The sequence below is a fragment of the Neobacillus notoginsengisoli genome (assembly GCF_003515685.1).
Taxonomy (GTDB): Bacteria; Bacillota; Bacilli; order Bacillales; family Cytobacillaceae; genus Bacillus_D; species Bacillus_D notoginsengisoli.
Genome location: NZ_QWEG01000021.1, coordinates 1 through 23,614, shown reverse-complemented (window position 1 = coordinate 23,614; position 23,614 = coordinate 1). Strand labels below are relative to the sequence as shown.

Below are 23,614 nucleotides of genomic sequence, written 5' to 3'. Positions count from 1 at the left end.
CCATCCTATAGAAACAGAAAAACGCTTTGGACCTCTCCAAAGCCTACTTAATGAATCAAGTAATCATATTGATGAAGATTAGGGTTCTTTTCAAGCGATTCCTGGCAATCTTCACATATGGACTTTATTTGTATATCACCATTTTGCTCATATGAAACCATCGATGCGCGATCCTCACCGCTTAGCAAATTCAGACCCATCATGACCGAATCGGCTGATAGCATGTCAATTGAGCCAATCCTGGTGCCGCAATGGCGGCATATATAACGGATAGCCACGCCATTCCCTCCCTATAATATCAGTATTTCTAGTATGGACTTTCAGGGAATGATTTATTCATCATATGGCATCCACAAAGCATTTATGAATTCTGTTGGTTGAATTCATTCATGACTTGCAAAAACGGCTTTTCAAGCCACGCCTCACAGGCTTCGGCACTTTTTTCAACCGCTTCCGCCATCAACGGTTCTTCTTCCTTCCAAAAACGCCCCAGTACATAATCTGTCACCGCCATCCCGGCCGGTGGCCTGCTGATGCCAATCCTCACCCGGTTGAACTCTGATGTTCCAAGATGGGCAATAGTTGATTTCATCCCATTATGCCCGCCTGGACTTCCCTTTTGGCGGAGGCGGATTTTCCCGACCGGCAAATCAAGATCATCATAAATAACAACAATATCCTCAGGCTCCATTTTATAAAAATCCATTGCAGCCCGAATTGATTCACCCGATAAATTCATATATGTAAGGGGCATGAGCAAAGCAACCTTTTCACTTTTATAAAAACCGGACCCAAATAGCCCTTTATGTTTCGCCTGATCAAGCGGAATGCCAAACTTGTCCGCAAGACGTTCAATGACGGCAAAGCCGATATTATGTCTTGTACCCGCATACTGCCTGCCAGGATTCCCTAAACCGACAATCAACTTCACTCCTAATTCCCCCGTTCATAAATGATAAAAGACGTAACCTTATTTCTAAGGCTACGTCTGGTTTTATTATCCTTCGGAAGGCTTTGTTTCCCTGCCTTCTTCATTTTCAGGAACTCCTCCGTCCTGCTGCTCACCCGTATCTATTTCCTCTTCAACTGTCGGCGGCAGGATGGATGCAATAACCTCGTCCGGATCATTGTTAATCTCAAATTTGCCTTCCGCGTTCAAGTCGGCAACCGTAAGAACATCTCCTACTTGCATGGAAGTAATATCAATTTCAAGTACCGGAGGGATATTGCCCGGGGTGCTTGTGATGGAGACTGCAAACAGCGGCTGCTGCAAAATACCGCCATCCCTAACTCCCGAAGCATCTCCAACTAGCGTAATGTTAACGTCCGCATTAATCTTCGTCGACTTGTCCACTGCAAGAAAGTCTGCGTGAACAATATTATTTTTAATGACATCTTGTTGATAGTCGGATAAGACAACATCCCACTTTTTCCCGTCTACATCGAGGGAAATGACGCCGTTCCTTCCGACTTGCTTGATCGTTCTGGCAAAATCAGCCTCGCTGACATAGATTGCTGTACTTTCAACATCAGATCCGTACACGACAGCTGGGATATTGCCCTCCCTCCGTAACTTCCTCACAGAAATCTTTTTCTCTCCGCTGCGGTTTTTTGCCTGCAAAACTGTACTCATGTATTTATCCCCTTCCTGTTTCTTCTTTGGTTCTCTATAAAAAAGTGCCCTAAAAGAGGTAGGTCTAAACGCATTAGATGAATCTAAGAGGCGGAAACCTGCTAAAACGTGAGGAAAAGGCCCTGCCCTTAAGAGAGACCCTCACAAACAGATTTTTAGTCAAACAATGTACTTACAGATTGTTCCTCATGTACTCTTATGATGGCTTCGCCAATAAGAGGGGCGACTGAAAGCGCAGTGATTTTATCTATTTTCTTTTCATCTTTTAACTCAATCGTGTTCGTTACAACAAGCTCTTTAATATTTGAGTTCTGGATGCGTTCAATGGCCGGCCCTGACAAAACCGGATGTGTGCAGCACGCATAGACTGCCGAAGCGCCGTTTTCTGCAAGTGCGTTCGCAGCTAGGGTGATTGTGCCTGCAGTGTCAATAATATCATCAATTAAAATGGCAACCTTGCCTTCAATGTGTCCAACGATATTCATAACCTCGGCGACATTCGGCCTAGGCCTGCGCTTGTCGATTATGGCAATCGGCGCTTTCAGGCGCTCAGCCATTCTACGGGCGCGTGTGACACCACCATGATCAGGGGAAACAATGACGATATCGCCATTTAAGTCCCTATTCCGGAAATGTTCCGACAGGATCGGCACACCCATCAGGTGATCAATAGGAATATCAAAGAATCCCTGGATTTGAGGCGCATGCAAATCAAGCGTGATGACGCGAGTCGCGCCGGCTGTCTCCAGCAGGTTTGCGACGAGCTTTGCTGTGATCGGCTCGCGGGCACGCGCTTTCCGATCCTGGCGGGCGTATCCATAGTAAGGCATAACGATATTAATTGTCTTAGCAGATGCCCGTTTCAATGCATCAATCATGATCAGCAGCTCCATGATATTTTCATTCACAGGAGCACCGGTCGACTGGATGATATAGACATCGCAGCCACGGATGCTTTCTTCAATATTGATTTGAATTTCGCCGTCACTAAAGCGTGTGACCGAACATTTACCAAGCTCGACACCGATGAATTTGGCAATTTCAGCGGCAAGCGGGAAATTCGAGTTCAGACTGAACACCTTTAATTTCGGGTCTAGATATTGATTTGACATGATGGCCTCCAATTATACGGTTATTTCTTTGTGTTAAGTTTTTGAACGTAATTCTCTTTATTTACTTGACGGGCCCTTGCAAGGGACAATGCCTCTGGAGGGACGTTTTCGGTAATGGTTGAACCTGCGGCAACGTAGGCGCCTTTTCCAATCGTGACAGGTGCAACAAGGTTTGAGTTGCAGCCGATAAATACCCCATCCTCGATTTTAGTTAAAAACTTGTTTTTGCCATCATAGTTGACTGTTATGGAACCACAGCCGATATTCACATCACGGCCTACTTCAGCATCACCGATGTAGCTTAGGTGTGATGCCTTGCTCGAATGACCCATAACAGTTTTTTTGATTTCAACGAAGTTACCGATTTTTACATCGTCTCCGAGAGTAGAGTCCGGACGGATATGCGCGAACGGCCCAATCTTGACATGGGAACCAATTGAACTTTTAAAAGCTGCTGATTGCCTGATAACCGTATGATTGCCAACTTCACAAGAATCAATTTCCGTATTCGGCCCTATCTTGCATTCTTCGCCAATAACAGTCGTGCCGCTAATGATTGTCCCAGGATAAATGACCGTATCCTGTCCAATCACTACATCAGGGCCAATATAGGTTGAGGCGGAATCGATGAATGAAACGCCGTTTCGCATATGCATTTCATTAATCCGCTTTCTCATAATCCGCTCTGCTTCAGAAAGAGCGACACGGTCGTTTACCCCGAGTGTTTCCTCTGCATCATCAGTAAGGTAAGCTGTTACAACTTCACCCTGGCTCTTCAGAATCTCGATTACATCAGGAAGATAATATTCACCCTGCGAGTTTTCATTGGAGACGTTTTTAAGCGCGGAGAAAAGTGCCTTGTTATCGAAACAGTATGTGCCGGTATTTATTTCAGTTATGGCCCGTTCTGCATCACTGGCATCTTTGTGTTCTACGATTTTTTCAACGTGCCCTGCTGAATCGCGGACAACACGCCCGTAACCGGCGGGGTTATCCATTCGGGCGGTGAGGATTGTTGCTTTTGCAGATTGTTCGGAATGGTGCCGGAACAGTGCCTCCATTGTTTCGGCTTTAATAAGCGGGGTGTCGCCGCACACCACAAGGGTGACGCCTTCTAAGCCAGCGAGCTCACCAGCCGCCTGCATGACGGCATGCGCGGTTCCAAGCTGCTGCTCCTGAAGAGCATATTTGCTTTTTTCACCAAGGTGCGCCTGTACTTTTTCAGCTCCATGGCCGACGATTGTTACAATGTCACTGATGGAAAGTTTCGAAATCTCATCGACTACGTGCTGTACCATCGGCTTGCCGCAAACGGGATGCAGCACTTTATATAGCTTTGATTTCATACGTGTTCCTTGGCCCGCGGCCAGGATGATAGCAAAACGGTTTGACATGGCCATGCCTCCAAATCCTTATATCTTACAGAATGGTTATCTGCTTCAAGCGATCATACCCAAACTGAAAGCGACTAAACTATACCCAATTAAAAATAATAACGTAAATGGGCTTCTTTTTCAAGGATACGGGCTATTGGTAAAGATTTGTTCGAATTATTAGGAGGCAGACGGAGGATTTACGCGGTGCATAAAGGAAATTTCCCTAGAAACAAAAAAAGAGCCTGACTTTCGAAGTAGGCCCTTGATGCGATATTCCTAGGAAGCTCCGGCTTCTTCAAATTCAACTTCTAATTCCCCAAGGCGGTGGTACTCAGCCAGAACTGCATCCTGAATTTTTCCTCGGGTACCGGAATTGATGGGATGGGCAATGTCCCGGAATTCCCCATCCGGAGTCCGCTTGCTTGGCATTGCAACAAACAAGCCATTGTTTCCATCGATCACACGGATATCGTGGACGACAAATTCATTGTCAAGCGTAATCGATGCAATCGCTCTCATTCTTCCTTCTGTGTTTACGCGGCGCAATCTTACGTCTGTCACTTCCATTTGTTCACACCCTTTTCTCGTGAAAATTATAAATGCTTAGTACTATATTCGTCACAAGTTTTGTTTTTCCTTCTTCATTTTGAGACTTTTTTGAAAAATTAGGGCAAAATAGTGAACTTTTGATAAAAATGGAATAAATTAGATTGATATTATTTTGCAAGAAACGATTACTCTAGCTGTCAGATTTCCGCATCAATCCATTCAGCGGAGAACCATTCACTTAACAAGAGCAATCACTTCTATTTCGACCAAAACGTCTTTTGGCAGTCTGGAAACTTCGACTGTTGACCGTGCCGGTTTATGTACTGGGAAGTATTCTGCGTACACTTCATTCAAGACAGCGAAGTCGTCCATGTTTTTAACGAAAACGACCGTTTTGACCACGGTTTCAAAAGAGGCGCCCGCCGCCTGCAGGACTGCATCAAGGTTTTTAAAAACCTGGCGAGCCTGCACCGCGATGCCCCCTTTAACTAAGGTTCCATCAGGCGTCAATGGAATCTGCCCCGAGCTGTAAAACATATTATTCACAATAATACCCTGCGAATATGGCCCGATTGCCGCAGGCGCATTGTCTGTATGGACGCTTTTCAAGTTGGTCCCCCCTCTGTTCATTTTTTGCTGAAATAATTTCCTTCTAGAACTTTTATCTGCTTCTCCTTGACATCGACATCTGCCAGCTTGACAAGCGAGATATACTCATCAACGAGTCGTTCTTCTATTTCTTCCGATTCGACCAGTACAGCTATTCCGGCAACTGTCGCATTAAATTCTTCAAGCAGGCTGACCATTCCAGTTACTGTCCCACCAGCCTTCATGAAGTCATCGACGATCAGAACTTTGGAACCTTCAGCAAGGCTCCGTTTCGATAGGACCATTGTCTGAATCCTTTTTGCCGATCCCGAAACGTAATTAATGCTTACTTGCGGGCCTTCGGTTACTTTGTTGTCCCGTCTAACAATAACAACAGGGACATTGAGATGAGCAGCGACCGCATAGGCTAACGGAATGCCTTTCGTTGCAATCGTCATGACCACATCAATTTTTGCCGAAGCATAGGAAGAAGCAATGATTTTCCCCGCTGTCTGGACAATGGAAGGATCTCCGAGGATATCAGCCAAATACAAATAGCCTCCAGGGAGCAGCCTGTCCGGCCTTGCAATAAGCTCACAAAGTTTTTGGATATAAGCCTTTGCTTGTTCGTCGCCAATTTTAACAAGGTATCTGACCCCGCCTGCTGCTCCTGGTACTGTCTGCAAGGTTCCGACTCCTCTATTTTCGAATATTTCTTTAATAATCCCAAGATCTTCGCTAATCGATGATTTGGCAGAAGAATATCTGTCCGCAAAAAATGTGAGCGGGATCAGTTCTCGGGGCCGTTCAAGCAAATAATTGGTCATATCAATTAAGCGTTCGCTGCGCCGAAATTTCATGGAAACCTCCAAATGCCGAATATTTTCCTTTAATGTATCATAATTGTACGGTTTTATTCAAGGTGGCGTTCTCCAAGCATCCTGACAGCGAAAACCTGGTCGCAGAAGCCTCTTAATCCATTGTATATCCTGTTTAGCCGCGAATCATGCCTGACCAGCCCGAAAACCGTCGGACCGCTGCCGCTCATCAAAACAGCATCAGCACCGAACCTTTTCATTTGGTCCTTAATTTGGGCAACTTCTGGATGATGTTTCAGCGTCACATCCTCCAGTACATTGCCTACATTCCTGCAAACAGCATGATAGTCATTGCTGCTGATCGCTTCAATCATTCTTTGGATATCTGGGCGATTGGCTGCTGGCAGCTCTAGTTTCCGATAGACATCTGCTGTTGAGACGCCAATAAAAGGCTTGGCCAATATGACCCAACATGTAGGAGGTGCCGGCAGTTTCTCAATCTGTTCTCCCCTTCCTGTTGCAAGGGCTGTGCCGCCATACACGCAAAAAGAGACATCGGAGCCAATTTCAGCTCCCAAACCGGCAAGCTCATCAAGGGAAAGACCAAGGTTCCATAATTTATTCAACCCCCTCAACGCGGCTGCCGCATCACTGCTTCCACCAGCAAGGCCGGCGGCAACGGGAATCGTCTTCTCAATTGCAATCGTTACGCCCTCTTTGACTTGAAAACGGTCCTTTAATAACTGTGCAGCTTGATAGGCAAGATTGCGCTGATCATCTGGAACGTAACGGTTCTGGGAAACGATCCTAATTTGCCCATCATCCGAGTGTGACAGTTCAAGGCGGTCGGCCAAGTCAATAGTCGTCATGATCATCTCAACTTCATGATAGCCATCGGGCCGTTTATGCAGTACATCAAGCGACAGATTTATCTTTGCTGGGGCTTTTACTAAAAGCTTCACTGAGGTACACCTACTTTTGTATATAAAAAACGCAAGACGCGCTTTCTAAGTTAATTAACGTTGCCATGGCCCGGATGGTTTTCTCGGCCGGGTTGGCCAGTTTTGTCCTATTTTACCACAAATCGAAAAGGATAAGACTCCTGTTTATTGAACTATGCACAAAAATTTAGGTGTATCTATAACAGCTAAACCAAAAGGGCGGGGAAATCCCCGCCCTGCCGCGCCGCTTGTGTTATTTTATTGGAATGGTTTGCCGTTCAGTGCCGCGCTGATTGTATCAAAAACCAGGCTGTCCCCGGCTCTTCAAGGTGCTCTTCCTTTTTCAGAGAAAAAGCGTCCCCCGCAGCAAGCCTGCTAATTTTTTTATAGACAAAACCGCTCGCAAGAAGGACAATTCCCAACCTGCGCAATTGAAGCGGTTTCACTCTTTTCGTCCCTGTAAGAGCTGCTGTTCGGCAAGCTCGATGGCGCGTTTCACCATATTCCCCGCATCCCTAGCCTTGATGCCGCCCCATCCTTCTCTCTCGACGACATCATAGAAACCAAGATCCTTTGCAAGTTCTTCTTTAAAACGGTCCGACATAATACCCCGTCTCCTTGCCAAGTTAAAACAACCCCTTTTTGCGGACGCGGCATTCTTAGTATGCAAGTAACGCCTACTTTTGATAATGCCTAAATCCTGACAGAAAAGCGGAAGCGGCTCGTTCAGGGGCGACAGGCTTAAGACAAGTCGGCCAGAAGGCGTTCTTTGCCTTCTTGACGGATTGACTTAAGACCCGAGCCCCTAGCCGCTGCAGCTGGACACTAGAAAAGCGGAAGCGGCCGTTTAGCGTCGTATGGACTGGAGGGCTCTGAACGAGATAAAGGAAATACGATGAACGAAGTGATTCGAGGTTGAGTTATCGTTAGGAGGAGAAGGAAGTCCTATAAACGCAAAAACAGCGGACCCTATGGCCGCTGCCCTGCATATTGTATCTAACTTAATGCTGCTCGTCCTGCTGCTTCTTCGTAAAAGGTGATTTCTACTGTTTCTGTCAGTACATCTGCATAGCTGTAAGAAACACGTTCAAATGCATTTTCTTCCTGATCCAGTTCAATAACAAATACAGATGGGTATGTCTCGGCTAGGATTCCTGAACGCTCAATCGTTTTCCTGCGCCCTCCATTGGCCTTAAGCAAGAGCCTTTTACCCAAATTTGAATCTAGAGCCTTCTTAATATCGGCAAGTTTTTTTGGCATTCGGTCCACCTCACTGTGTAAAGTATAACACACTGACATAATTCTGTCAAATAAAAACTATAAATTATATCAGTCGAGTAAAAAGATTGTCAATCCTTTTCGTTCTACTTTTTCTTTTAAAATTCAACATTTATTAGAATGCCCTTGCATCCCGTTTCTATGTAGAGGCATTTTTCGAGGGCCAAAAGAAAAATAAGCCCTGTCTAAAAGGCTTATTCCCCTTCTCCTGCATATTCCGGCCTGTATGGCATTCCCGTCCGCAGCACACCCCTTGTTTCAATGCCTCCAAGACCTTTTTCACCTGTTAACGTATTTCTCAGAACATCCCAGACATGAATTCGTTCCATGAAGGGAGTGAAGCTTATTTTTGCCACGATATAAACAGGATCGAGTGCGTGAATGTTAATTCTCGAGGGTGAGCTCGCAAAATTCGCTCCCGCCGTGATGAGCGACTCAAAATGTGACTGGCATGCTCCAGCAAAAATGACAAGCTGGTCGAGGTGAGGAACCTTTTTCCTGGCTTCCCTAACCGTCTGGGCAAAATGCCTTGAATGCCGGTACGCATTCACATCACTCATTTTACCTTTTGATTTTGAATAAGCATCATGCCCGGTAACAACGAGGATATCCGGGCGGTAATAGTCTAGAAGCCCACCTATTTTTCCTGGCATTTCCTTTTCATTGCAATGAATTCCGTAGACAGGGATGCCGATTTTCTCATAAAGTGCGAGACACTTTTTTAAATAGGATTGATCTCCGTCAAGATGGAGAACCTTGCCGGGTATTTGAAAAAAATTGGCCTGTTTTGCATATCCGCCTGTCGCATCGTATTCCTGACGCTGCTTTAATAAGGATACATCTTGGCGGAATAGCTCAAGTGATTGCTCTTCCTTTGAGCGGTATTCATTTGTCAGCTTTTGCCTCTCTGCCTTGCCCATGATGACGAGGTCATCACAAGGAGCATCTGCCGCGAGCCGGATGTACTCTCCATAAAGATAGGCTATTTGCTGCCCATCCTTTTCAATGATGTCAATAACTCTGAAAAGAATATCACAGTTATACGAACGCCTGCCGACGATATCCATCTTTTTTATAGCCACAGAATTCACCCCAATAGGTTTCTTCCATAAGCTATGCGGGTTTACGAAAACAGGTGACAGGAGCCGGTAAATCCAAGGTTAACGAAAGGAAGGCATGAGTGCATTACTCAAGCGAGCGAATTCCTCTAAAGATAGCGTTTCTCCCCTTCTTGACGGTTCAATTTCCGCTGTTCTTAGCGCTGCCAGTATTTTGTCCTTCTTTTCCTTTCCGCCTGCCAATTGGCTTGTCAGGTTATTGAGAATCGTTTTACGTCGCTGTGCAAAACTCGCCCGGGTCACTTCAAAGAAAAATTGCTCATCCATGACACTGACAGCCGGCTCCTTTCGTACAGATAGGCGGATGACAGCTGAATCAACGTTCGGTTGTGGAACAAAAACTGTTTTCGGGACAATCATGACCGTTTCTGCCCTCGTATAATATTGAATGGCAATCGACAAGGAGCCATAATCCTTGGATCCGGGTTTTGCCGATATCCGGTCTGCGACTTCTTTTTGCAGCATGACAACAATCGCCCTGACAGGAAGGCGTTCTTCAAGGATTTTCATAATAATGGGCGTGGTGATATAGTAAGGCAAGTTGGCCGCAACAACGAGATCTGTATCCGGCCCGAACTCCTCCTCAATGACCGCCGGTACATTGGCTTTTAAAAAATCATGATGAATGACCTTTACGTTCTGGTAGGGTGAAAGAGTATCGGCAAGAATCGGCAGAAGGCGCTGGTCGATTTCAAAGGCCACCGTCTTCCTGCTCACCTTCGCGAGCTGTTCTGTCAGCGCCCCAATACCTGGCCCTATTTCGATTGTGCCTGTTTCGCCAGTGATGCCGGCCGCCTCAACGATCTTTCTTAATATGTTCGTATCAATTAGGAAATTTTGCCCCAGGCTTTTTTTAAATGAAAAGCCGTATTTGTCAAGAATTGCTTTCGTCCGTATAGGTGTTGCGATTTCTTTATTCATTTTGATCCTCCTGCTGAATGGCATTTAAGGCCTCGGCAAATTGCCGGCTGCTGATTTGGAACATTTTCAGCCGTTTATGAAGCTGCTTGCCATTTGTATAGCCAATTTTTAATATCTTCCCTAACCTGGCCCTTTTTTCACTCGAGCCATGGCCGCCGATTAGTCCCGCGTCAATGAGATCATCCTGCGTAATTTCCTCGGCTGCTTCTTCATTCATAAACTGGGCATCTTTCAATGCCGCTCGAATAGCCTCCGGATGAGCATGCTCGACACCTAGACCACGACCCAGCTTTTCCATGGCCGCTTCTTTCGGCAAAAAGGCATGCTTGCAGCCCGGAACTCTCCTGGTTATTTCACTGCGGATTTTTTCCCCAGGGAAATCAGGGTCGGTAAAAATGATGACCCCTCGTTTTTCTTTTGCCAGAATGATTTTTCCAATCGTTTCCTCATTAAGAGCAGAACCGTTTGTTTCGATTGTGTCTGCATCAATTGCCCTTTTGATGGCGGTTGTATCATCTTTTCCTTCAACGACGATGATTTCTTTTATCTTCATATTTCCTCCAATGAAAAACACAAAATTAAAAATTAATCTTTTTGCAAAAGTTTTGAAACCTTTTTGTAATGTTATCCGTCTAAATAGTAGATAACAAGGATAAATATTAGTATAGGGGAAAAAGCGGGCAAAACAAAATGCAGAGGATCACTCCTCTGCATCAGACAGCTAGTTTAATACCTTAATTTTTACTCTCTTCGTCCCCCATCTGTATGCATCCGACAAATTGGGAAAAAAGACGTCTATTTTATATCCTTTGATTGCAGACCCTTTATCGGCTGCTATTGCGTATCCATATCCTTCAACATATACCTTCGATCCAAGCGGAATAACCCTTGGGTCTACAGCAATAACCTTTACATTAGGGTTTGCGCGCAAATTGATTCCTGTGGCTGTTGTACCAGAACAGCCATTGCATCCGGCCGTGTAGGCAGTTGAGGAAACGTAGAATTCCTTGCCGCCTGCAGGAGCCGCGCCGCGCGATACCTGTGCCACGAGGACTTTGGTGCCTACAGCAACAACCTTATCCTGTTTTGCACTAACCGTTTTCTCACTGATTAATTTCCGTGAAACCTCTGTGCCATTTTCCCGGATTACTTCAAACTTCCTAGAAAGTAGCCCTTCTTTCCCTTCGGTCACAACTTTCTGTTTTCCTTTGTCCAGCTTTGCATCCTTCTTTGTTACTACGGCAAAATTGATTGGTTCTTCCACTACATCGGTGACTTTTTCTACCCGAATGATTTTTATCACGCCATCCTCCTGAATATTTTCATTGAGGGAAGGCTCAACTCGGTCCAATGTGTTCAATACAATGCCTTGTTGTGTCAAAAAGTCAGCGACCGTAGCCGAAGTGGACCACGCTTTTTGTTCATTCTTCGTACCGTCGATATAACTTACATTCAATGCTTTTTTAATTTCTAAACGCATGTTGTCGCTAATTGGAGTCTTTGGCCGGGCAGAGATATGATCATGTTCAATCAGAGTGATCTTCTGCTCATGAAGGAGCTCCGCAACCGTATCAGCAGTTGTCCATATCGTTTTCTTCTCGCCATCTTTTACAATTTCAACCTGTCTAGCTTTCTCCCAGACGACTTCCAGGTTATTTTTCACTTTGGTGTTGATCTTGGGAAACAAATAGTCATTTGAGTTTACAGTGATTTGCTGTTCCATTAATAGATCTTCAACAGTTTCTGCCCTGGTCTCGACCACCTTTTCCTTGCCATCTAGGGTCAAGGCGACCGTTTTTTTGGTCCCTTCATAAAAGAGGATTCCAAGAGTAGTTGCGAAAACTAGGAAACTGGCAAAAAAAATAATATATTGCTTTTTACTCAAAGACGTTGGAAACAGGCTTTTCATGTGAATAGACCCGATGAAAAACGCCTCCTTTTCTTGGAGTGATTATATAGAACTATATTGCCGACTGTCAACTTAGGTACTTTTCCGACGGTAGTTCTAATTATGCACATCCCTCCCTGAATTGCAAAGAATAACTTATCGACATGGTTATCCTATGAAGAAAAGGAGACTTGTAGAACTTTTTGTTTTTAGGAAAAAAGTGGACAACTTGTCTGCTTATTCGACAGGTTTCCGTATCAGCTTATGCCGAATAATTTTTTTGCATTTGCGGTTGTCACATTTGCCACTTCTTCAAAAGAAACCCCTTTAATAATGGCAATCTCCTCGGCCACCAGCCTTACATAGCCTGGTTCATTCCGCTTTCCCCTATGAGGATGGGGAGTTAGATAAGGACAATCCGTCTCCACCAGCAGCCATTCGAGTGGAATCTCGACTGCCACTTCCTTTGGCTTTTTTGCATTCTTAAAAGTGACTGGCCCTCCTAGAGAAATATAAAAGTTCATATCTATACATTGCTTAGCAGTTTCAACACTCCCACTAAAGCAGTGCATGATTCCCCCAACTTCAGATGCATTTTCCTCTTTCAATATCTCAACGATATCAGCTGTTGCTTCCCGATTATGAATCACGATTGGCAGCTTAATTTTTTTTGCCAGCCTGATTTGCTTCCTGAATACCTCTTTTTGGATTTCCTTGGGTGATTTGTCCCAATGGTAATCAAGTCCCATTTCTCCAAGCGCGACAACCTTTGGATGGGCGGACAGCTCCTCTATCCAGGCAAGATCTTCATCCGTCATATCAATGGCATCTACTGGATGCCAGCCAATACAGGCATAGATGAAATCATTAGCTTTTGCCAGCTCCATTGCCTTTTCAATTGTCGGGCGGTCAAATCCAACCACGACGATGGTTTCCACTCCATTTTCCTTTGCCCGGGCCATGACTTCTTCCACATCTTCACTATATTGCTCCGCGTTTAAATGCGCATGTGTATCAATCAGCATGATTACCACTTCCCTTCGTCTTAGTACGGAAAAAGGAATGCGCCGCAGATTGTTGTGCTGCGGGCATTCCCTCCTCCTTCCTGATTCATCTTTATTTAATTTGCGTACCATTTGGCAAGGTTTGATCAACAGACGCAAGTGACAAGGTCCCTTCAGCCTTCCCGGCTAGAATCATTCCTTGGGAAAGCTCGCCGCGCAATTTTACCGGTTTCAGATTTGTTACACAAATAACCTTTCGGCCAATGAGTTCCTCAGGCTTGTAATATTCGGCAATGCCAGAGACAACCTGACGCTTTTCATACCCGAGGTCAAGTTGGAGCTTCAAAAGCTTATCTGCCTTCTTAACTGGCTCGGCATGAAGTACTTCCGCAATCCGCAAATCAACTTTCATGAATTCATCAATGGAAATCTCTTCGGTTTCGGGTTTTTCTGCTTGTTTTTCTTCCTGCTTTGTGTCTGCAGCGGGTACAGCCGTTCCTTGCATTTCCCCTTTAATGAACTCTACTTCTTCAGCAATTTCAAGACGCGGGAACAACGGATCACCCTTGGATACTTTTGTCCCCTCAGGAATCACGCCAAATTCCTCCAGGCTTTCCCAAGCCCTTAAAGAGCTGCTCTCAACGCCAAGCTGCGTAAAAATCTTTTGTGGCGAGCGGGTCAGGAATGGCTGAAGAAGGACAGCAATCATGCGGAGCGATTCAGCAAGGTGAGCCATGACGGATCCGAGCTCAGCTCTCCGTTCTTCATCTTTTGCAAGTACCCAGGGCTGCGTTTCATCAATATACTTATTTGACCGGCTGACAAGCTGCCAAACACTCGAAAGCGCGACCGAAAACTCCATCTTTTCCATTGCATTCTCATATTTTGCAACGGTATCTTTATTCATGTTCAAGAGGGAATCATCAAATTCAGTAACGGAACCGCTATAAACTGGAATCTCTCCATCGAAGTACCTGTCAATCATTGCAACAGTACGATTCAGCAGGTTTCCGAGGTCATTGGCCAAATCAAAATTAATTCGTTCGACAAATCCTTCTGGAGTAAAGACACCGTCCGACCCAAAAGGCACTTCCCTGAGCAAATAATAACGAAGGGCGTCAAGGCCGTACCTGTCAATAAGCGTTACCGGATTGACAACATTCCCTTTTGACTTGGACATCTTACCGTCCTTCATCAAAAGCCAGCCGTGTGCAAAAACCTTTTTAGGTAAAGGGAGCCCCAGCGCCATTAACATGATTGGCCAGTAAATCGTATGGAAGCGGACAATTTCCTTTCCTACAAGATGGACATCAGCAGGCCAATATTTCTGGTACTTTGAATCATCATCGCTTCCGTATCCAAGTGCAGTAATATAGTTCGACAATGCATCGATCCACACATAGATCACGTGTTTCGGATTGCCAGGAACCTTAATTCCCCAATCAAATGTCGTTCTGGAGACAGCAAGATCCTCAAGCCCCGGCTTAATAAAATTATTAATCATTTCATTTTTCCGAGATTCAGGTTGGATGAATTCAGGGTTTTCTTCATAAAAAGCCAATAGCCTGTCAGCATATTTGCTCATCTTGAAAAAATAAGACTCTTCCTTCACTTTTTCAACGGGACGGTGACAATCGGGACAATTTCCTTCGACAAGCTGTCTGTCCGTATAAAAGGATTCACAAGGGGTACAATACCAGCCCTCATACAGGTCAAGGTAAATATCCCCCTGTTCGACAAGCTGTGCAAAAAGCTTGTCGACCGATTTTTTGTGCCTGTCCTCGGTAGTTCTGATAAAATCATCATAGGAAATATCTAATTTTTCCCAAAGTTCCTTGATTCCTTCTACAATGCCATCTACATATTGCTGTGGAGTCAAGCCTTCCTCAGCTGCTTTTCGCTGAATTTTCTGGCCATGTTCATCCGTTCCAGTCAAATACATCACATCGTATCCGCGAAGGCGTTTATACCGGGCCATCGCGTCACCCGCCACTGTCGTATATGCATGCCCTATATGCAAATTTCCACTCGGGTAGTAAATAGGGGTTGTCAGATAAAATGTTTTTTCTTTATTTCCCATCCAGATCCCTCCTTAATTAATGCTTATTCATAAAGGCTGATATCGTCATTATTGCCTTTTCTTTTCAGCTTCTATCACCAAAATATACCGAAAAACCAACTATTCTGCAATATAATGCTCCTGACTGGTGAGTTTGTTTTATTTCTATCCCTACAAAACAAAAACCTTTGCCGTATAATATAGTTGTGTTCGCCGGCACTCTATACGTCTGCTTTTGTCGAATTACGTAAAATAGTTGATGATTTATTATTCTAGTAAAACAATTGGCATAGGCTCCCTTTATTGCCAGTAAACATCATATAGCTCTTGAATGACTGGTATGATAAGGTTTGTCAGAGTAACAAAACTTTTTTAACCTTTTTTAACGAAAAATGGATTGACGAATTTGGGAAACACTGGTATTATAAAGTTATTAAAAATTTGTCGAATAATGACGAAAATTGTACTACTTTTCAATATGAGAGGAGAAATTTTGTAATGAAATCTACAGGTATTGTCCGTAAAGTTGATGAACTCGGCCGGGTGGTTATTCCAATCGAATTAAGACGCACACTTGGCATCGCTGAAAAAGATGCTCTGGAAATCTATGTGGACGACGAGCGCATCATTCTAAAAAAATACAAACCAAACATGACTTGCCAGGTGACAGGTGAAGTTTCCGATGACAACATTTCCCTTGCAGAAGGCAAGCTAATCCTCAGCCGTGAAGGTGCTGAACAACTTATTAAAGAAATTCAGGCAGCATTCAGCAAATAAGCAACCAACAAAGGCTTCCCCGACGAGGGGAAGCCTTTATTCTTCTAGTCCACATGGTATTCCCGGTATATTTCCCGTTTGCTCACGCTGCGGTCAGCGGCAACTTTTTTAATAGCCTCCTTGGAGGAAAGCTCTTCATTTGAAATATAATGGTTAACATGTTCATGTATACCCATCTCTTCCCACCATGGACGTCCTTCCGCACGTTGATCCTCCCGGCCCTCAAGAATGAGGCAGAACTCTCCACGAATTTCTCCGCTATTGCACCAGGCAATTGCCTCTGAAATAGTACCGCGTATAAACTCCTCATACCTTTTTGTCAGTTCCCTGCAAAGGACAATTTTCCGGTCTCCCAAAATATCCTGTATCAGGCCGAGTGTTTCTTTAAGCCGGTGAGGCGATTCATATAAAATGATCGTATCTGATTGTTTTTTTAATAATTCCAACTCTAACTTTTTGTCTTTTTTCTGGCGGTTTAAAAATCCATAAAAATAAAACGGCTGGGAGGGAAGTCCAGACGCAATCAGTGCAGTGAGGGCTGCATTGGCACCCGGAAGCGGCACAACAGCTATGTCAGCCTCTATTGCTTCTACAACAAGCTCATAGCCAGGGTCTGATATGGCTGGCATGCCAGCATCGCTCACAAGGGCAATTCTCGCCCCTTCTTTCATCTTTTCCAGGAGCTTCATGCCACTTGCTTCCTTATTATGTTCATGATAACTGACAATAGGGGTTTCTATTTCAAAATAATTGCTAAGTTTTTTCGTATTTCTTGTATCCTCAGCTGCAATGAAATCCGCTTCCTTCAGAATCCGAATCGCACGGAAAGTCATATCTTCCAAATTGCCGATCGGGGTCGGGACAAGATAGAGAATTCCCTTACAATCTTCATTTTCAAAACTTTTCTGTTGCTGCAATCCCCTCACCTCTTTCCCTTGCCAAAAATGCATCCTTCTTCAGGCGTGGAAGCTGTTTAAACCGATACTCCGCCTGCATGGCCTCCGTCTTGGTCGAATAGGCCCTAGAAAAAATGAGTTTCACCGGCCCACGCCCCCTCGTGTACTTCGCGCCTTTTCCTTCATCATGAAGCCTGACGCGCCGCTTGAGATCAGTTGTATAACCTCCATAATAACTTCCATCCCCGCATAATAATACATAAAAATAATGGTTAATCGTTTCCATATAATATCTCTCTAACTTCCGGAGTATACTCATTATTCCCGTCGTAAACAACAAGAGGAGGGAGAATTTTCAGCCCGGGCTGTCCGTTTTTCGCAGCTTCCACAAGCATTGTATTTGCCTCTTTCCCTTCTTTTGAATGAACAAATTTTATCCTCTTTGGCTCCAGCCGGTATTTTCTCATCAGTTCAATCATATCATTCAACCTGTCAGGCCTGTGTACGAAAGCGACCTTTCCACCTGCCCTCACTAGTGCGCTCGAAACGCGAATTGCATCCTCAAGCGTACACAAAATCTCGTGTCTTGCAATCGCCAGATGTTCATTTTCGTTTATTTCACTCGTTGGCGGCGTTTTAAAATACGGCGGGTTGCAAGTGACGACATCAAATTTTCCATAGCCGAGCCTAGAAGGCATCTCTTTTATATCCCCCTGAATCATCTCCAGCCGGTCTTCAAGGCCATTATAGGCAATGCTCCTCACAGCCATATCATAAAGCCGTTCTTGAATTTCTACCCCCGTAATCGTTCCCTTCGTTCTAGTACTAAGGAACAACGGGACAACACCGTTGCCGCTGCACAAATCAATCATATTGCCCTTTTGGATTGGTACATATACAAATCTCGCTAACAAAACAGCATCAAGTGAAAAAGCGAATACTGACGGACTCTGGATAATCCGCAAATTCTCAGCCAGTAAATAATCCAGCCGTTCATCTCCTATTAAATTCACTATCAAATTCCTCCGGTTTCTGCAGCTTCTCATAAATCAGCGAAAAAATGCCTTCCCGGCTGGGGAAGGCATTATTTTTTATTAAGAAATGACAGGCAAAATAAACAATCGCCTTCTTTGCGCAGGCTGCCAAAATGCAAATTGCATATATGGAAACCTTCCTGGTAAAGGCGGGCCAAATTGTCATAGCCTTCCCCGATGTCAAATGACTTTGTATCGGTAGCCCCTGTCTTCTTTCCCTTTTTCCCTGCTGTGTCCTTCTCGTCCGCCACCCCGTCAAGGCGGCGTCTGAGAAGATTATTTTCGAGCTTAAGAGAATGATTCTCTTCCAGTATTTCTGTAAGGTACTGTTTTAATGCACCAAGCTGCTGGTAAAGACTGCCGATTTGTGTTTCCATTGTATCGATCGACTCAAAAATCTCTTTTTTATCCACTTTTTCCACCTCATTAATCTGTGGATGGTACAGAAAAAGCTCCTTCGTTTAGAATTTCATCAAGGGTAAACTCGAGGACTCTTTCTTGCTCCTTTATATCAACCTGGAGGATTCGCTCAAGGATGTTTAAGCCAACTACCTTACCCCTGCCTAACGGTGTGGAAATAATTTCACCAAGGTCTGGAAGTAGGTCTTTTGCTGTCTCATATTCATCATTTTCATACTTAAGGCAACACATCAGGCGCCCGCAAAGACCGGATATCTTAGTAGGATTTAATGATAGGTTTTGGTCCTTTGCCATTTTAATTGATACAGGGTCAAAGTCGCCAAGGAAAGTGGAACAACACAGCATTCTGCCGCACGGTCCGATGCCCCCGAGCATCTTCGCTTCATCCCTGACCCCAATTTGCCTCAATTCAATCCTTGTCCTAAATATGGATGCCAGATCTTTTACAAGTTCCCTGAAATCTACACGTCCATCGGCAGTGAAATAAAAAATGACTTTATTCCTGTCAAATGTATATTCAACATCTACAAGCTTCATATCAAGCTGATGGCCGCTTACCTTCTCGCAGCACACTTCATATGCTTCTCTTGCAGCAAGCTTATTCTCTTCCACAATAAGTTTATCCTTATGATCTGCTATCCGTACAACCTTTTTTAAAGGAAGGACAACATCATGTTCGTCCACTTGTTTACGGGCAATGACCACCTTGCCGAATTCCACTCCGCGTACGGTTTCGACAATGGCATAGTCACCTTTTTCTATAGGCAGATCGCCGGGATCAAAGTAATAGATCTTTCCCGCTTTTTTAAAGCGGACCCCAACTACATCATACAAATGCTGATCCCTCCTGCATTTTTAACACGAGCTGTTCCATCAGGAGCTGAGGATTCATGTTCGCATGAAGCCTCCGTTTAGCTTCGAGTACCGCAGCCATCTGACCGGCCAGGCTACGTGTTCGGGTTTGCAAGGCAAATTGCTGCAGCCGTCCGGCTTCCTTTATGAAAACAATTTGCTCCTGTTTACCCAATTGTATATATAATAAGTCCTTGAATACGAGTAACAGTAGATCCAATCCGCGGTCAATCTGATCTTTTTCCTTAAAGTGCGTGAACCATTCCCCTTGAAGAGCAACCATTGCTTCGAGCGGATCTTTTTTCAGCACTTCATATAATTTTACCACTATTTTTTGGGCTTGTGCAAACCAATCCTGGTTATTTAGGTCCAACGCCTCATGAACATTATTTGTCAATTGGGCTAGGAGAGGAGCCGAATCCGGATCAACCCCATTTTCGACAAGTTTTTTTATAAAAATATCAGGCGCTAAGGGCCTGAACATAATCATTTGACATCGTGAGAGGATGGTCGGAAGCATTTTTTGGGGATTCTCAGTCAGCAGCAATGCAACTGTCTGGGCCCCCGGTTCCTCAAGAAATTTTAGCAGTGAATTTGATGCTCCCGTAGACATTTTTTCCGCATCGACAATCACATAAATCTTTCGGGATGACTCCATCCCTTTCTTGGAGAACTCTTCCTGGAGATCCTTGATTTGCTGTTTCTTTATGGAAAGGCCATCCGGCTCAACCACATGAAGATCAGGATGATTGCCGCTGTTAATCCTTTTGCAGTTCAGACACGTTTCACAAGGTTTATACCCATCAACCGGGCTTTCACAAAAGAGTGCTTTTGAAAGGAGGATGGCTGCATCTCTTTTCCCAGTTCCACGCATGCCTTCAAACAAATAAGCATGCGCCACACGGCCTTTAACTATGCTGTTTTTTATCATTTTCAATGCCGCAGGCTGTATCTCTTCAAGCTCGTCCCACTTTTTCGGCAAATACGCTCACCTGCCTTTTTTCTCACTCTAAAAAAATATAGGGAAGGCCCTTTTATGGTAGGGCCATCCTGTTTACCGAAATCCTTTAAAATTGCGAAAACTGTTCGATTGGCAAAACAAATACCGTTGCTCCCCCTACTTCAACTTCAACAGGGTAAGGAACATAAGAGTCTGCATTTCCTCCCATTGGAGATACTGGCGCAACTAGCTGATTCCTGGATTTGCAGTTGATTCTAATGACCTCCAAGGCCTTTTCAACCCGCGCATCTTCCGTACCAATCATAAAGGTTGTATTGCCCGACTTAAGAAAGCCCCCTGTTGTCGCAAGCTTTGTTGCCCTGAAATTATGTTCAACGAGCGCATTCGAAAGCCTGGTGCTGTCCTGATCCTGAACGACCGCAATGATTAACTTCATCACGCAACCTCCTCTATTCGTTAGCCGGCTTCTAACTTTATCTCATTATAACAGGAAATCCCCCATCGCACATGCCCGAAGGAGTTGGAAATTTACTGTAAAAGAAAAAAGATTGATATAAGTGCCAGTAATGAACCATCTAGTTGGATACCAAGAGTTTCTTGATCTTGGAAAAAGCCTCTTCTACCACCTCTTTAAGATCCAGGGAAGCATCAATTTTTTGAATTCGATTGGGAAAACGGCCAAGCAAAAGCTGGTAGCCTTCTCTAACCCGGTGATGAAAATCAAGCTCTTCTAAATCGAGCCGGTTGATTTCCCGTCCCTGATGCTTTTCTATCCTGGCTAGCCCTTCCTCAGGAGCGATATCAAAATAAATCGTTAAGTCGGGCATCATCGTTTCAATCGCAAATTCATTTATTTTATACACTTCATCGATCCCGAGTCCCCGAGCATAGCCTTGATAGGCAAGTGAACTGTCCACAAAACGGTCGCACAGAACAATGCTGCCGTCCTTCAGTGCCGGCCTAACCTTTTCAACAAGATGCTGCCTCCTGGCTGCTGCGTACAGCAGTGCTTCCGTACGAGGGTCCATTGCAGTATTGCCAGGTTCAAGAATCACTCTTCTGATTTGCTCCGCGATGTCAATTCCCCCTGGCTCGCGTGTAATGATTGTATCGTACCCTTCTATCCTTAATTTCTCGGCTATCAGAGTGGCAGCGGTCGATTTCCCTGCCCCCTCAGGCCCTTCAATTGTAATAAACAGTCCCTTTTTCATCCTAACCTCCAAAAAATCCTGAAGAAGCTATCAGCCTCTTTTGTATATAAGTATTTCACCATTTTCAAGCCGCTCTCCGCCCTGAAAGCGTGCCCCTGCGTTCCTTAAATTTGCTAGGCTTTCAGCCATTTCAGCTGTTATAAGCTCTCCTTTTAACACAAGTGGTATCCCAGGCGGATAGGGAATAATTGTTTCTGCAGCAATGGAGCCTTCTGCCTTTTCAACCAGTACCCGGCCTGGCTTAAGCTTATCCATTTCCTGATAGGAAAGGGCAAGCTTCGATCTTCCTCCTCCAGATGAAGAAACTGTACAGTCGGTCTCTCTTACTGGATATTTTTTCAAAGCAGCAGCTATTTTTTCTGCGGCTTCACTGAATGGGTAAGACATTCCCTCTTTTAGTAGCGGGAGAACAAACAATACATTATGTGGATCAGCCAGCTCCGAAAAAATTCCTTCCTGCTCCAACAACTGCTGAATTTCAAAGCCATTCAAATGACACGCTGATTGAATTGTTACTTTTAATGGGTCGTTGACTCCTTTATACTCCAGTACACGAATCTGGGGAATATGTGCAAGCGCTGCCCTGAAACGGTCAATCTGCCCAGTAAGGAAATCCACATCCTTTTTGCAAAAAGTCCCTAAATAACTCCTTGCCAAATCCAGCGAGGCCATAATCGGATAGGACGGGCTGCTTGACTGCAGCATCTGTAAATTATCTTTTACCCGACTAAGCTTAACAAGCTTACTATTGAAATGGAGGAAAGAGCCCATCGTCATGGCAGGAAGCGTTTTATGGGCAGATTGGACAACAAGATCCGCCCCGAGTGTTATTGCTGAAGGTGGGAAAGGTTGCCCGGCGATAAAGTGGGCACCGTGGGCCTCGTCCACCAGGACTGGAATTCCGTTTGCATGAGCTATCTGAATGATTTCTTTAATAGAATCTGCCATTCCATAATAGTTTGGATATGTAAGGATAAGTCCACTTGCACCCCGACAGGCAGTTATCGCATCTTGTACAGCTTCCAATGTCAGCCCCGCTGCAACTTTCCATTCACCGTTATATTCAGGCTCTATGAAAACAGGCTCTGCATTAGCTAAACGCAGCGCATTTACAATCGACTTATGGCAGTTCCGCTGAACAAGAAACCGTCCGCCTTCCGAACTTGTTGCTAATACCATGGCAAGATTGCCCACCGTAGAGCCATTAACGAGAAAAAAGCTTTTTTCCACTTGATAAAGCTCAGTGAGAAGCTGTTCCGCCTCCGCTATCGGCCCTTCTGGTGAATGGAGATCATCAAGGCCAGAAAGCTCCGTTGCATCCAACTTCATTATATTTGCAAAATAAGCTCCTGTATCTTGATTCAGTAGTGTTCCGTATTTATGACCCGGAACGTGAAAAGAAATTGGTCTATGTTCTAAATGGTTTATCAATGCATCATATAAAGGAATTATTTTTTGCTTCATTTTTTCCCCTTAAAAAATAGAGTCTTATCCATTTTATCAGAATCCCTTTGCTCTTTGTAATTTAGGCAAAAAAATAAAGCCCTTTACGGACTTTTCACGAAAAGATTCCTGGCGCAGCCACTTTTTTAAGCTGCCTCAGATAATAAGTATATTTAGGGTCACTTGTTTCCGTGGAAATCATATCCCTTTCACAATCCGAGCAAATAAACGAAGTATATAAATGTATTCCTCTCTTTTTCAATCCTTCACATACAACACACGTTTCCTCATGTTGTACTGGCTGAGATTCCACAACTCCCACCTCCATACCCCTAGTGTGCCCGAAAACCATAATTGTATACAATAATCCGAATAATCATCAGGCACCTACTCTTCCTAGTCTATGTACAAAAACCCAATTCGGTGTATGTCTACCCAGGAAATACTTTTTGAGGCAGGGGGACGGTTCCAGTGCCTCATTCGGGAGGCGAAACAAAACGAGGGAATGCATTGGTCAACTTTTTTAACGGTATCGTTTCAGTTGCGGATTTTGTGCGTTACTGTCGTATATCCTATCTTATGCGACAATAAGCTTTGGTTTTGAAACTTTACTGTCGCATAGCCGGCACTTATGCGACAAGAAACCTGGATTTTGAAGCATTACTGTCGCATAGCCGCACTTTTGCGACAGTAACACCCCGTTTTGATGATTTCCTGTCGCATAACCAGTGTTTA

Annotated in this window: 29 protein-coding genes; 1 reads left to right on the top strand and 28 read right to left on the bottom strand. The window is 44.5% G+C overall.

The window, feature by feature from the left end; translation table 11 throughout:
• Positions 1–47 precede the first annotated feature (47 nt).
• The 18 genes from D1B31_RS21775 to metG form a co-directional block, all read right to left on the bottom strand.
• Positions 48–278, bottom strand: coding sequence for an anti-sigma-F factor Fin (locus D1B31_RS21775; RefSeq protein WP_118924455.1), 231 nt, complete (start codon positions 276–278; stop codon positions 48–50).
• Between the two features lie 83 nt (positions 279–361).
• On the bottom strand, positions 362–931 hold the full coding sequence (pth, locus tag D1B31_RS21770; protein ID WP_118924453.1) for an aminoacyl-tRNA hydrolase: 570 nt from the start codon (positions 929–931) through the stop codon (positions 362–364).
• A 66-nt stretch (positions 932–997) separates the two neighbouring features.
• Positions 998–1,633, bottom strand: a complete 636-nt coding sequence (locus D1B31_RS21765) for a 50S ribosomal protein L25/general stress protein Ctc (protein WP_118924451.1) — start codon at positions 1,631–1,633, stop codon at positions 998–1,000.
• A 155-nt stretch (positions 1,634–1,788) separates the two neighbouring features.
• Entirely contained in the window at positions 1,789–2,745 is a 957-nt protein-coding gene (locus D1B31_RS21760; RefSeq protein ID WP_118924449.1) for a ribose-phosphate diphosphokinase, read from the bottom strand.
• A gap of 20 nt (positions 2,746–2,765) precedes the next feature.
• Entirely contained in the window at positions 2,766–4,139 is a 1,374-nt protein-coding gene (gene glmU / locus D1B31_RS21755) for a bifunctional UDP-N-acetylglucosamine diphosphorylase/glucosamine-1-phosphate N-acetyltransferase GlmU (RefSeq protein ID WP_118924447.1), read from the bottom strand.
• 258 nt (positions 4,140–4,397) lie between these two features.
• Positions 4,398–4,688 (bottom strand): septation regulator SpoVG, encoded by a 291-nt coding sequence (gene spoVG / locus D1B31_RS21750; protein WP_110114672.1) that lies wholly within the window; start codon positions 4,686–4,688, stop codon positions 4,398–4,400.
• A 216-nt stretch (positions 4,689–4,904) separates the two neighbouring features.
• Complete coding sequence (locus tag D1B31_RS21745; protein ID WP_118924445.1) at positions 4,905–5,279, bottom strand: RidA family protein; 375 nt, start codon at positions 5,277–5,279, stop codon at positions 4,905–4,907.
• 17 nt (positions 5,280–5,296) lie between these two features.
• On the bottom strand, positions 5,297–6,118 hold the full coding sequence (gene purR, locus D1B31_RS21740; protein ID WP_118924443.1) for a pur operon repressor: 822 nt from the start codon (positions 6,116–6,118) through the stop codon (positions 5,297–5,299).
• A gap of 53 nt (positions 6,119–6,171) precedes the next feature.
• Positions 6,172–7,038 (bottom strand): 4-(cytidine 5'-diphospho)-2-C-methyl-D-erythritol kinase, encoded by an 867-nt coding sequence (gene ispE, locus D1B31_RS21735; protein WP_118924441.1) that lies wholly within the window; start codon positions 7,036–7,038, stop codon positions 6,172–6,174.
• 257 nt (positions 7,039–7,295) lie between these two features.
• Positions 7,296–7,463 (bottom strand): hypothetical protein, encoded by a 168-nt coding sequence (locus D1B31_RS24510; RefSeq protein ID WP_158587650.1) that lies wholly within the window; start codon positions 7,461–7,463, stop codon positions 7,296–7,298.
• Positions 7,460–7,642, bottom strand: a complete 183-nt coding sequence (locus D1B31_RS21730) for a small, acid-soluble spore protein, alpha/beta type (RefSeq protein ID WP_118924439.1) — start codon at positions 7,640–7,642, stop codon at positions 7,460–7,462. The genes D1B31_RS24510 and D1B31_RS21730 overlap by 4 nt, the downstream gene beginning before the upstream one ends.
• 371 nt (positions 7,643–8,013) lie before the next feature.
• Entirely contained in the window at positions 8,014–8,277 is a 264-nt protein-coding gene (gene veg / locus D1B31_RS21725; protein WP_118924437.1) for a biofilm formation stimulator Veg, read from the bottom strand.
• A gap of 212 nt (positions 8,278–8,489) precedes the next feature.
• Complete coding sequence (yabG, locus tag D1B31_RS21720) at positions 8,490–9,377, bottom strand: sporulation peptidase YabG (protein WP_118924435.1); 888 nt, start codon at positions 9,375–9,377, stop codon at positions 8,490–8,492.
• Positions 9,378–9,455: 78 nt separating this feature from the next.
• The gene (gene rsmA, locus D1B31_RS21715; RefSeq protein WP_118924433.1) at positions 9,456–10,334 is read right to left on the bottom strand and encodes a 16S rRNA (adenine(1518)-N(6)/adenine(1519)-N(6))-dimethyltransferase RsmA; all 879 of its coding nucleotides are present in this window, start codon (positions 10,332–10,334) and stop codon (positions 9,456–9,458) included.
• Complete coding sequence (gene rnmV, locus D1B31_RS21710; RefSeq protein ID WP_118924431.1) at positions 10,327–10,887, bottom strand: ribonuclease M5; 561 nt, start codon at positions 10,885–10,887, stop codon at positions 10,327–10,329. The genes rsmA and rnmV overlap by 8 nt, the downstream gene beginning before the upstream one ends.
• A gap of 168 nt (positions 10,888–11,055) precedes the next feature.
• The gene (locus tag D1B31_RS21705) at positions 11,056–12,243 is read right to left on the bottom strand and encodes a G5 and 3D domain-containing protein (RefSeq protein WP_118924429.1); all 1,188 of its coding nucleotides are present in this window, start codon (positions 12,241–12,243) and stop codon (positions 11,056–11,058) included.
• Positions 12,244–12,479: 236 nt separating this feature from the next.
• Entirely contained in the window at positions 12,480–13,247 is a 768-nt protein-coding gene (locus D1B31_RS21700) for a TatD family hydrolase (protein WP_118924427.1), read from the bottom strand.
• 91 nt (positions 13,248–13,338) lie between these two features.
• The gene (metG, locus tag D1B31_RS21695; RefSeq protein WP_118924425.1) at positions 13,339–15,306 is read right to left on the bottom strand and encodes a methionine--tRNA ligase; all 1,968 of its coding nucleotides are present in this window, start codon (positions 15,304–15,306) and stop codon (positions 13,339–13,341) included.
• 477 nt (positions 15,307–15,783) lie between these two features.
• On the opposite strand from metG, the gene D1B31_RS21690 reads away from it, so the two are divergent.
• The gene (locus tag D1B31_RS21690) at positions 15,784–16,062 is read left to right on the top strand and encodes an AbrB/MazE/SpoVT family DNA-binding domain-containing protein (RefSeq protein WP_118924423.1); all 279 of its coding nucleotides are present in this window, start codon (positions 15,784–15,786) and stop codon (positions 16,060–16,062) included.
• 44 nt (positions 16,063–16,106) lie between these two features.
• Here the strand turns inward: D1B31_RS21690 and rsmI are convergent, their stop codons facing one another.
• The 10 genes from rsmI to D1B31_RS21640 all read right to left on the bottom strand — a co-directional run bounded on the left by rsmI (position 16,107) and on the right by D1B31_RS21640 (position 23,207).
• A complete protein-coding gene (gene rsmI / locus D1B31_RS21685; protein ID WP_118924421.1) occupies positions 16,107–16,979 on the bottom strand; it encodes a 16S rRNA (cytidine(1402)-2'-O)-methyltransferase in 873 nt (290 codons plus the stop codon).
• Entirely contained in the window at positions 16,957–17,244 is a 288-nt protein-coding gene (locus tag D1B31_RS21680; RefSeq protein WP_118924419.1) for a GIY-YIG nuclease family protein, read from the bottom strand. The genes rsmI and D1B31_RS21680 overlap by 23 nt, the downstream gene beginning before the upstream one ends.
• Positions 17,231–18,004: a tRNA1(Val) (adenine(37)-N6)-methyltransferase gene (locus D1B31_RS21675; RefSeq protein ID WP_118924417.1), complete on the bottom strand. Its 774-nt coding sequence runs from the start codon at positions 18,002–18,004 to the stop codon at positions 17,231–17,233. The genes D1B31_RS21680 and D1B31_RS21675 overlap by 14 nt, the downstream gene beginning before the upstream one ends.
• Positions 18,005–18,042: 38 nt before the next feature.
• Positions 18,043–18,405, bottom strand: a complete 363-nt coding sequence (gene yabA, locus D1B31_RS21670; protein WP_118924415.1) for a DNA replication initiation control protein YabA — start codon at positions 18,403–18,405, stop codon at positions 18,043–18,045.
• 13 nt (positions 18,406–18,418) lie between these two features.
• On the bottom strand, positions 18,419–19,246 hold the full coding sequence (locus D1B31_RS21665) for a PSP1 domain-containing protein (RefSeq protein ID WP_118924413.1): 828 nt from the start codon (positions 19,244–19,246) through the stop codon (positions 18,419–18,421).
• Positions 19,239–20,246: a DNA polymerase III subunit delta' gene (holB, locus tag D1B31_RS21660; RefSeq protein ID WP_118924411.1), complete on the bottom strand. Its 1,008-nt coding sequence runs from the start codon at positions 20,244–20,246 to the stop codon at positions 19,239–19,241. Before holB ends, D1B31_RS21665 begins: the two co-directional genes overlap by 8 nt.
• A gap of 85 nt (positions 20,247–20,331) precedes the next feature.
• Entirely contained in the window at positions 20,332–20,661 is a 330-nt protein-coding gene (locus D1B31_RS21655; RefSeq protein ID WP_118924409.1) for a cyclic-di-AMP receptor, read from the bottom strand.
• Between the two features lie 139 nt (positions 20,662–20,800).
• Positions 20,801–21,436 carry a dTMP kinase gene (tmk, locus tag D1B31_RS21650; RefSeq protein WP_118924407.1) on the bottom strand — a complete coding sequence of 212 codons (636 nt, stop codon included), beginning with the start codon at positions 21,434–21,436 and terminating at the stop codon, positions 20,801–20,803.
• 30 nt (positions 21,437–21,466) lie between these two features.
• Positions 21,467–22,900 (bottom strand): aminotransferase class I/II-fold pyridoxal phosphate-dependent enzyme, encoded by a 1,434-nt coding sequence (locus D1B31_RS21645; protein ID WP_118924405.1) that lies wholly within the window; start codon positions 22,898–22,900, stop codon positions 21,467–21,469.
• Between the two features lie 94 nt (positions 22,901–22,994).
• Positions 22,995–23,207, bottom strand: coding sequence for a sigma factor G inhibitor Gin (locus D1B31_RS21640; RefSeq protein ID WP_118924403.1), 213 nt, complete (start codon positions 23,205–23,207; stop codon positions 22,995–22,997).
• Between the last annotated feature and the right edge of the window lie 407 nt (positions 23,208–23,614).